Source organism: Methanobrevibacter sp. (assembly GCF_045541095.1).
In the GTDB taxonomy this organism is placed as follows: domain Archaea; phylum Methanobacteriota; class Methanobacteria; order Methanobacteriales; family Methanobacteriaceae; genus Methanocatella.
Map to the genome: position 1 here is coordinate 1 of NZ_JAZQIJ010000059.1, position 11,518 is coordinate 11,518.

The 11,518-nt window shown below is 36.4% G+C and carries 5 protein-coding genes; 2 read left to right on the forward strand and 3 right to left on the reverse strand.

Features of this window, described 5'->3' with window-relative positions; genetic code table 11:
• Nucleotides 1-190: 190 nt before the first annotated feature.
• Nucleotides 191-5,080: a cobaltochelatase subunit CobN gene (locus ACKI2P_RS02840; RefSeq protein ID WP_407374817.1), complete on the reverse strand. Its 4,890-nt coding sequence runs from the start codon at nt 5,078-5,080 to the stop codon at nt 191-193.
• Nucleotides 5,081-5,317: 237 nt separating this feature from the next.
• On the opposite strand from ACKI2P_RS02840, the gene ACKI2P_RS02845 reads away from it, so the two are divergent.
• Nucleotides 5,318-6,166, forward strand: coding sequence for a DUF1002 domain-containing protein (locus ACKI2P_RS02845; protein WP_407374819.1), 849 nt, complete (start codon nt 5,318-5,320; stop codon nt 6,164-6,166).
• An 81-nt stretch (nt 6,167-6,247) separates the two neighbouring features.
• Nucleotides 6,248-7,240 carry a tRNA dihydrouridine synthase DusB gene (gene dusB / locus ACKI2P_RS02850; RefSeq protein ID WP_407374820.1) on the forward strand — a complete coding sequence of 331 codons (993 nt, stop codon included), beginning with the start codon at nt 6,248-6,250 and terminating at the stop codon, nt 7,238-7,240.
• A 434-nt stretch (nt 7,241-7,674) separates the two neighbouring features.
• Here dusB and ACKI2P_RS02855 read toward each other — a convergent pair whose 3' ends face one another.
• The gene (locus tag ACKI2P_RS02855) at nt 7,675-8,094 is read right to left on the reverse strand and encodes a C-GCAxxG-C-C family protein (RefSeq protein ID WP_407374822.1); all 420 of its coding nucleotides are present in this window, start codon (nt 8,092-8,094) and stop codon (nt 7,675-7,677) included.
• 227 nt (nt 8,095-8,321) lie between these two features.
• The coding region (locus ACKI2P_RS02860) for an Ig-like domain repeat protein (protein WP_407374824.1) at nt 8,322-11,518 on the reverse strand (3,197 nt) is incomplete at its 5' end.

Here is an 11,518-nt window from a genome sequence, read left to right on the forward strand (position 1 = left end):
TGGCTACGATCCGACTTGTATTTCCCGCCGACCTTTTGCGCAAGCTCTTATGGCGCTTTTGTGTCGGAAAGCAAGGCTATTAAGCAGTGAAGCTGTCTTTTTGCCGCGCGGTACTTGACAAAGTCTTATAGTTTTGATAAAATATAATATTTAAAAATATCGAAAAAATAAAAAAAAAGTTGATGATTAATTAATAATCATCATATTCATCTTCATCTTTGCGCCAGTATCCAGCTAAAAAGATTGCAATTAAGACAATTACAGCAATAATTACAAATACAGGCATACTAGATTCTGTTGAACTAGTAGATTTGGAAGCTGATTTGTCTGAAAGTTCATATGCTTTAGCACCGCCAGCGCTTTCACCGCCGGAAGATGCATCCTGTGAACTTTGTGAATCTGCTGCGGATTTTGCATCGCCTGCTGCGGATGGGTCTTCACCGAATGCGGTTTGACCACCTGCATTGGATCCGTCAGATTCTGACTGTTGAGCAGTACTGTTTGACAACACAGTTGCTTTTTGAGTACCCTCATCACCTTCAGCAGCATTTCCATTGTTTTTGCCTTGACTACCCTGTTTGTCATAGTTCTCATCCATTTTGAATAATGGATCTGTATTTGTTGCTTGAGCCAATACTTCAGCGAATTTTTGCTTTTGAGCAGGAGTTAAAGAACTTAACTGAATAATTTCCGCGTTCCATGCAAGGTTTTTACAGGTGTGGTGACAACATGCAACACCATATTGGATTGCACCTTTCATGTAATCATCAACCAAATCCCTAACAGTATCGGCATCAGCGTCCCAAATACCTTGCTGAGCCATATAAATCAGCCATGCAGTGGAAGACTGCGCACCTGCTGACAATTGAGCATTGGTTACGCCGGAATTAATTTTATGGATAGTTTTAGCCAATTGGTTACCTAATTCCTTGTTTAATGTTCCGCCACCGATTACTGTACTTGCATAGAAGTTCTGGAACCTTGATGCGTATGCATTCATTCCCGCAGGAGTGTTAACCAGTGCATTAACGTATTGCGGATTCAGCAGAATGCTTCTTACCTCAAAGTCAATCTCTTCCTGATATGTTCTTGAGACATAATTGTTTTTGTTCCTGATATCAAAGAATGCTGTATCAGGTTTTGATTTACCTGATTGGTTTTTCAATACGTTAGCGGCATTATACAAACCGCCGAACCAATCGTAGTAATCGTCTGAATCGAAAAGTCTCCATGAACTGTCGAAGTTTTGGGTAATAACATCCACCTTGTCAAGCAGGTATTTGTAGTTTTCTTTTTCCTTATTGATGACGATGTTTCCTTTTTCATCCAATTTCCAGGAATAAGATACTTTATCCAAATAGATATCCATAGCATATTCATTGACTGAATCGATACTCCAATCAGCAGTGTTTGGTATAAGATTTGACATACCGGTTCCTTCTAATACATTACCTGGCAGACCAAATAATCTATCCAAAGTAGGATTTTCAGCATAATGTTTTTTAACATAGTTGTTGGTTTCATCCTCGCCGGTTGCGTTCAGAGCCAAATTCACTGAAGTAAGCATCCAAGTAATCCAGTCCTTGTTGTTGGTAACCATACTTGCGAATACATCAATTCTAGGCCTGTTTACAATAGAACCATCATTCAATGTTACTTTCAACTCTTCTAGAGGCAATTGTTCAACACCAAGAACTTTTCCGTTGTCGGCCCATACCGGTTTACAACCTAAAAGGTACATGAACTCAGCAACACCGATACCTTCGGTTCTTGATATTTCAGTACCCCACAAGATCAATGAAGTTAGCTCCGGCCATTTGCCGTGCTGTTCATAGTAATTTGCCAGAAGCATGTTTACAATTGTAATAGCTGACTCGTAAGCAGCCTGTGAAGGCATCCTTGTTGGGTCTGAAGCATAACCATCATATCCTGTAGGTATTGAATCACCATAGGAAGGATCTGCGAACAATCCGGATTTTACATAGCGTCCACTTAATGCAAGTAAAATTGCATTCCACTCATTATTCTTCTGGATATTTGCAATGATATCCTCACAATAACTTGTAGAGTTATATAATGCAGTGCCTTTGTCAAATCCGTATTCCCTGTTTAGCTCATCGGCTGAAGTGCCGTTTACAAGACGAGTAACATACTCTTTAAGGAATGACTTGATGAACTCAACCTGCTTTTCATACTTGAAATCCTTTTGCATGTCTTTATAGAAACTTAAATCCTTAAGTTCAGGATAGAAGAATTCAACAAGCTGATCATAAATCTTTGTCTGTGAAGTTACAATTGTGACAACTTCTTCTATCAGTTCATAGCCTGTCAATATCTTACCTATTGTGTGCAGACCGAATGTATTGAAGTCATCTTCCATTGCATCAAGATAATGGTGCAGCTCATCAATGTAATCTGCGAAAGTTTCATTGTCTGAGAAGTTTCTGAAACCTAAAGCAGGAGCCAGTTCTACAATCATATCCCTGTATGCTTCAGCATTGGAAGTTACGTTAAGACTTAACTGTTCCTTGTAGTAATTGATGTAATTTTTCAATGTAGTGTAATTACCGTAAAGCTCAGATGAAACCATTGCAGGAGTCATGTGAGTAATCAATAATGCGGAACTTCTGTCTCTTGCAACCATCGCCTCACCAGGGTTGGATACAATATAAGGATATACTGTTGGAATCAATGACAACTCGAAAGTCCAATCTCCAGGGAATGCTCCAAGGTTAATACCTGGCAACCATTCCAATGTTCCGTGAGTACCCATACTTACAATAGCATTGATTTTGGCTGTTTTTTCCATCCATTTATAAAATGCAACATATTGCTGATGTGGCGGAATTACAAGGCTGTGATAATCCTGAACTTCCTCCCAACCCCTACTTGGCTGGAAGGTTATGAATACATTACCAAACCAGACACCAGGAATGACTATATACTTGTTTTTATAAACCATTGCAGGACCTAAACCGTCTTTCCAATAGTTAATAAGGGCATTATATAATGAATCCCTAATGTCCAAGGTCAAATGTTCAAAATCTTCAAGTGAAATCAGCTGGTGATGCGCCATAAGCATATCCCAGTTTTCCTCAACATACTTTTCAAGAAGACCGCTAGCCCATGAACCCTTATTGTTCATGTCAAATATTATCTGGGTTAAATTGAACAGTGAAATGTAATTTACATTAGTTCCGTTGATTTTGTATCCTGTCGGTGAGTTGAGAAGCAACTCATAAGTGTTGTTATAATAATTTATATAATCAACGCTTGCACCGATATCATATCCCTGATTGTGCAATTGGATAAGCAAGTCATATGCACTTGTAAATACATCAAGGTATGATGCACCAATCTCAGCCTTACCCGGCGGATAATTGTAAAGCATGATAGCTATTTTTTTATCTGAATTATTCAAATCATGCAAATCGGCCCATTTACAGTTTAACTGAACCATTTTATCCACACCGTCTTGGATAATATGGGATTTACCTAAACTGTCTACCCAGGAAAGCGCTACCTGACCGAATACACCTTCAAAACTTGGATAAGTAACCATATATGTCCATTCCACTTGAGGACCTAATTCTGAATTGTAACTGTATTCTGAAATCTCTACAATTCCTTTCAATACATGCAAATCAATATCAGTCAAATCAGGCTCTGCAGTACCGTTAGCATAATCAAGTGACCAGCTGCACAGTGAATTGACAGCAGCCAAACCAACAGTGGAAATGTTGTTGATATTATTTAATATTGAAGACATAGGCGGTTGGGTACCTGTTTTGAATACGTTGAATGCAGGCCTACCGTTAGCTTCATAACCTCTGATAAGTGCATCAGATACTTCTTCACCACCATAATATGAAGCGATTACTATAAACGGTTTTGTCGGATTGAATCTTTTGATATAATCACTTTCAAACTGTCTGAACAATGCGGTAGGGTCCAGTTCAGTTTTCAACCATTCAACATAATTTTCAGTCATCCAATTTAAACTTCCGTCTGAACTGTGAGTATATCCAGGATTTTCCCGAATCCATTTGTTTATTAGTTTTCCTTCAGGGACAAGTGTGTACAATCCCAAATCAGGATGATAAAAACCGCATTCAGGAGCCATTAATGGAGCGTTATTCTCATCGAGTGTCGGATTGGTATATTTGGACGGGTCGATTAAATGACGGACATAATCTAAATAATTTTTCATATTGCTAAGTAAAATATCTGATTCCGCGATATCCTTAGCCTGGAAATATGAACCGATATAAGTATTTTCAATAGTATCATAGTGATTGTTAGCCGGAGTGGCTCCTATGATATGCATATTGGTATTATTCAAAATCTGTTTTGAAAATACACTGAAGGTATATGCAACCATATAATTCGCATTAGCAGGAGAACGCGCCAGCAATTGTTTCAGGTACTGGCCTGTTAAAACGCTGTAAGCGGATTCTGAAAACATATCAATATGAATATAGTTAGCGTATTCCACTAACCATGCTCGGGATTTGTCAAAATCGGTAGTACTGATATAAGCCACCCTTCTTGACATGTTCATAAGCACGTCAACCTTTTCGCTGTGTGAGTTATAGTCTACCAGCAACAATATGTCCGGAACAAATTGAATTCCCTTAATATCAACGGTTCCTGTCTTTTTAGTGAAGTCAATGTCGGTTAATTTTATAGGTTCATAGGTGGAGTATGAAATTTCCAAAGAATATTTGGAAGACCCTAAATTTTTAATAACCGCATTACCTTTTGAATCAGTGGTATGTGTTGAAATTAATTTATTTGAAGAATCGAATACTTTGATTGTAGCGCCAGCTAAATCAAAACCATCTTCATCCCATGTTCTGCTAGTTTCATTATAAGAATCTTTAACATTGATGACATTTATCACATTATTGTTTGCTTGTAGTATTTGCTCATCTGAGTGAGCAGTCTGAACCTCCTGAAGTTCGTCCGTCATCGTCAATTCGTTAAGATCCTTTGAAACCCCCACAACATCAGATACTGTTTCATTATCCCCTGCAAATACGCTACCTACAGAAAATAGAAGCAATACAAATATAATCAAAGTGAACAACAATTTGTTATCAATATTTTTCGTTTTTTCACCTCCTTTATGCTTTTTTATAACAGAAACATAGCAATTTTAAAAAATTGACTATAAGTTAAATTTGATTTGAAAACATATAAATATTATTGTATTCGTGCAAAATTTACAAATAATAAAAATTATTCACACACAAATAATATACATTTAAATACTAAAAGGTACAAATAAAATTTGCTATTTCAAAGAGGTGAAAATATGCGCAAGAGTACAATAGGTATTGTTATCTTATCTATAATATTAGTAGGAATGATTATCCCTATCGGATTTTCAGGCCAAGTCGAACCTGTAGTAATTACCTACGGTGAAACCACACATGCAAATACAGATTATAAAAATACTGTTGACAATTTCTTTAAAAATCAGGCAAATGCCGATTTGGCAAGTGCAAAAACCAAAATTGTCACAGCAGATGAAGTAAATAAAATTTCAAGCTCAATTACAGGAAAAACTTACTCCTCAAGTCAAATATTCTCATCAGCACTTCTTGATTTGAATGACAATAACGATTTGGAAGTCAGTGTGGATAAATCAAAAATAACAACAATAACCGGAAACATGTACATTTCCGCTTTAAAATCATCCGGAATTACAAGCGGCCACGTTTACGTTACAAGTCCGGTTACTGCAACTGGAGAATCTGCATTGGCTGGAATTATGAACGCTTATGAAGAAGCTACAAATGTTGAAATTCCAGAAACCGTGAAAGAAGCTGCAAATACTGAAATATACACACAAGCTGAAGTTGTTCAAAACTCAAACGCAACTGCAGACCAAATATCCGATCTGGTTGATGACGTTAAAGAGACTGTAAAAGAGGAAAACGTTACAGATCACCAAACCATAGTAAACATTATCAACAACTACACAGTTGTAAACAACATCAATATTTCAGACAGCGACATTGAAAACCTTGCAACAAGTATCCAAAAAGTACAAAACGTGCAAGGAGATGTAAACAACTTTGAAACAGAGATATCAACTGTCATGAACAATACTACAGACAGTAACCCATTTAGTGACTTGTTTAGTGGATTAACCGGTTAATCCACAAATTCCTTTTTTTAGAAAACATTAATTAGCATTACCATTAAAATAATAACATAGACTTTTTTTGAGTGTAATTCAATGAAATGGAAAATCGGTAATGTAGAAATTGAAAATCAGATTGTCATGGCACCTATGGCCGGAATATGCAATTCTGCATATAGGCGAGTTGTCAAATCAATGGGCTGCGGCCTTCTGGAAACCGAAATGGTTTCAGATAAGGCAATAATGTATGACAATTATAAAACTCAGGAAATGCTTTACATGACCGAAGAAGAACGTCCCATCGCACAGCAGATATTTGGAGCGGAAGCGGAATCATTTAGTATCGCTTCAAGATATATCTACGAAAACATGAATCCGGACATCATTGACATAAATATGGGATGTCCCGTCAAAAAGGTGGCCGTTAAAAGTAATGCGGGAAGCGCTCTTTTGAAAAATCCCAAACTGGCAGAAAAGATAGTAAAAACAGTTGTGGATAGTGTTCCAATACCCGTAACGGTTAAAATCAGAAGCGGATGGGATCATGACAGTATAAATGCAGTCGAAATGGCAAAAATAGTTGAAGATGCTGGTGCATCGGCAGTTACAGTTCATCCGAGAACCCGAGAGGACAGGTACGACATCCCCGCAGACTGGAACCTGATTAAGGAAGTTAAACAAAATGTATCAATACCTGTGATTGGAAATGGTGATATCAGGAGTTGCTATGACGCAAAAAGAATGCTTGATGAAACCGGATGTGATGCAATAATGATTGGAAGGGCATTAAGAGGAAATCCTTGGCTTGTAAAACAGTGCATTGACTATATCGATTACGGAATTGAACCTGAAAAAATAACTGCAGAAGAGAAAATAAATATGGCAAAAAGACATACGGAACTGCTTATCGATTTAAAAGATGAAAGAAGAGCCATCAAGGAAATGAGAACCCATACTGCATATTATCTAAAGAATCTTCCAGGAAGCCTTGAAGTTAAGCCTAAAATATTTAAAATGAATACAAAAGAAGAATTATTTAACCTATTAGATGATTATTTAGAATCTATGAAAAACTTCAATAAAAATTAATGTTTTGGTAAAATGCTTATTTTGTTGCTCCAAGCAGAGGACAGGAATTCTGAAGTATAGTCAATAATCGATGAAAAATGTAGCAAATGATATATAAATATCTTGAAAAATATGAAGAACATAATAATCTTGCATAAAAATAAAAAAACGACAATGCAAGATAATAAATTCGAAACAAAATTGATAATTTTGATAGCTGCAACACAGTATTTTTAGGCCGACCATAGAGTAGGAAGACCCACCTTTGATAATGTATCGAAAGACATGACATCAACTGCAAAACAGTGATTACATTCAGCACCATGAAAGTTCAGTGATGCAGGAACATGTCAAAGCTCCAAAAGTAAAAATCAATACAAATTGACATGAACTTGTCAAAAACTGCAATTACTTTTAATAATAATCCTTTTTTAACCGGACAAATTGAAAAAGGACTAACCTTTAAATAGGATTTCCTCACAGATTTTTGCTGCTGATTCAACCATCAAGGGGCAAAAATCCTTAAACAGATTTTTTGAAACCGCCTTTTCAACACCTTCCGGAGTTGAAATATCACATTCAAGCAAATCCCTACAGATATATGAGCCATTTTCTTTTTTAAACTCATCCAAAAATTTTTCACATACCTCGTTGCTTTTTTGCTTGTCATCACCATATTTCAAGCCGATTGCCATGAGTGCACCAGTGCAAGCACCACAGACTTCAGCTTTACGCATACCACTTCCAAAACAAGCCCCAATTTTAAGAGCCTTATCTTTTGGAAGGTTAAAATCCTCACTGAATGCCGCAAACACTGCCTGAGAACACACATACCCTTGGCCAAATAAATTAACCGCTTCATCAATATAACTCATAATAATATATTATATTTCAATGTAAATTAATTTTTTTGGAAAAAATTTTTGATAATTTGAATAGTTTAATTGCAGTTTCATCAAGATTTGAAGAAACTTAACCCGTCATCCAAATTACAGTGAAAAATACGTAATAATTATTGAAATTAAATATAACTGGATTATTCAATACAAAATATTGAAAAACACTTAAAAAAAGAAAAAGAAAATAAGAATCAAAATGATCCTTATTTGATTGTTAATATTGCTTTTTTACTGACTGCATTGTACGTGGTGCTTCCGGCGAATTTGATTAAGGCTGTGAATTTGCCTTTCTTCTTCAAATTAGTAATTTTGAAGGTTGCTTGGCCTTTAGCATTTGTTTTTGCAGTGTAGGTTTTGCCGTTGACTTTAAGTGTTACTTTTTGACCTGCTCCAAAGTAGGTTTTACCATCAGCGGATGCACCTTTGATTGTTTTTAAGGAAACAGTGTAGGATTTGGTTTTTGTAGCGACCTTGTATGATTTTGCAGGTGTAGTCATTGTAACCGGTTTTTTCTTGATTACGATGAGATATACGCTCACTGAACCAGTGTAGTCCTCATCACCTAAAAAGACAACAGCAAATGTGAGCCTATTTTTGTCCTTAAAGTTGATTTGAACTGAAGTGAATCCGTTTTCATCTGTTGTCCTTTCTCTTAATACACCATTACATCCGATGTATACGGTTTTGTTTGCAAGAGGTTTACCGTTGGCGTCAACAAGCTGTGTTGTGAAGTTTTGTCCTCTTTCACCAGCATAATAATCGACAGCGTACTGTTCGTAATTTTCACCAAGAATTTCAGTGTCTATTCTTTTTGGAACAAGACTTCTCAGGTTCAATTCAACACCAGTTGGCAGGAATGAGACATTACCTTCATATTTGATTGTGAGAACTTTGTCCAGCACGTGTTGGATGGTGAACTGTCCATTTTCATCAGTAGAAGTATGTGCCTCTACACCGTCAATTATGTAGGTTATGCTTTGGTTTGCAAGAGGATCACCTGTAGCCAAGGACAATACAGCAGTCAATGTTTCTTTTACAACAGTAATATTAGTGAATTTAGTACCAAATCCTTCGATGTAGATTGGTGTCACGTTCACAGCAGGAGTGTGATCACGGTCACCAGGATAGACTATCACAAGACTGTGTTCTCCATAATCCATAGATGGAACAGTGAAGCTTGCAGTACCGTTTTCAAGTATCACCTTAGATTCTACGTTGTCCAAGTATACTGTCACTTCTCCATCCACATTGGATTTTATGGTAATTGTCACATTGCTATGATCAACTGTATATTCAACTTCAAATGTTGTGTTTTCAATCACATGGTCAGATACGCTGAACTGGGAACTTGTTACATTTGAATTGAAGACGTCATCTCCCATATATATTGCAACAACAGAGTAGTTTCCAGGTGCAATACCATTAACCACGAGTTCTGCAGAACCGTCTTTTACATCCACATACATAGTGGAATTTTCACCGCTTTCATCGCCGATTAAATAGAATTTAACCAATCCAGTTGCAGCTTTATTTAAATCAACTTTAAACATGGCACTGCTTTCATTAACAGTGACGTTAAGATTGATTGGAGTATTTTCCTTGGAAGCTTCTGTTACGGTAAATGTCACTTTAGTACTGTTCATATTGAAGTTATCATCACCAAGATAAGTTACATCAACAAGGTAACTGTTTGGAAGCAATGTAGTTGTAATTGTTGCGACACCATCAACCACTTCAATGTTAGCAACAGTACCACCAACAGTTAATCTTACAAATCCAGTAGCATTTTCATCAACATTCACAGTTATTGTAACCCTGTTACCATTCACATCAGCACCGGCAGTAATAGGAGTATCCTTCTTAATATGACCCACAACAGTGAAATCTTCAGAAGTAATGTTAGTATTAAACCATTCATCTCCCATATATGTTGCAACAACAGTGTAATCACCACTTAAAAGAACATATTCAAGAACCGCTTTACCTTTAATTACATCTGCATAGATGGTGTAATCTTCCGGACCAGTTATCTGGAATTTGACAAGACCTGATGCAATTTCATCAACAGTAACTGTCATTTTCACATTGTTTTCATCAGTAACGATATCCAAAGAGATTGGAGTATCATCCTTAGCAGGCTCTACAAGTGTGAATTCACATTTAGTAGAGTTCTTATTGTAGTTTGCATCACCCAGATAAGTTACATCCAAAGTGTAGCTTCCATAAGGCAATGTAATTGTTAATGTACCTTCACCATTTTCCAATGCAATATTAGATACACTTACACCAGATTTGACTTCAACAAATCCAGTAGCATTTTCATCAACATTCACAGTTAATATAACTCTGTTTGCATTAGTTTCAACAGTTACATCAATTGGAGTATCCTTCATCACATGACCAAGGATTTCAACATCCTTAGATGTGGTGTTGGTGTTGAATACTGAATCACCCATGTATGTAGCAACTACAGTGTAGTTTCCAGGAGCAATGCTGTTAGTAAATGTTTCAACATGACCATCTATAACATCCATGTACATAGTATATTCTTCACCGGTTTCTTTACATACCATATAGAATTTAACCAAACCAGTTGCAGATTTATCCAAATCAACCATGACCAAAGCAGTATCTTCATCAGCAATAATATTAAGATCGATAGTGGTATTTTGTTTGGAAACTTCTGTTACGGTAAATGTTACTTTAGTACTGTTCACATTGTAGTTATCATCACCAAGATAAGTTACATCAACAAGGTAACTGTTTGGTGCCAATGTAGTTGTTAATGTTGCGACACCATCAACCACTTCAATATTAGCAACAGTACCACCAACAGTCAATTTTACAAATCCAGTAGCATTTTCATCAACATTCACAGTTATTGTAACCCTGTTACCATTCACATCAGCACGTGCAGTAATAGGAGTATCTTTCTTAATATGGCCTACAATAGTGAAATCAGCATAAGTAATATTAGTATTAAACCTGTTATCACCCATGTATGTTGCAACTACTGTGTAATCACCAGTTACAAGAATATCTTCAAGAACTGCTTTACCGTTAATTACATCTGCATAGAGAGTGTATTCTTCCTCACCAGTTACTTGGAATTTGACAAGACCAGTTGCAGCATCATTAACAATAGCAGTTATTGTCACATTGTTTTCTTCAGTTACGATATCCAAAGAGATTGGAGTGTTTTCCTTAGCAGGTTCTACAAGTGTGAATTCACATTTAGTGGAGTTCTTATTGTAGTTAGCATCACCAAGGTAAGTTACATCTAAAGTGTAGCTTCCATAAGGCAATGTAATTGCTAATGTACCTTCACCATTTTCCAATGCAATATTAGATACACTATCGCCAGATTTGACTTCAACAAATCCAGTAGCATTTTCATCAA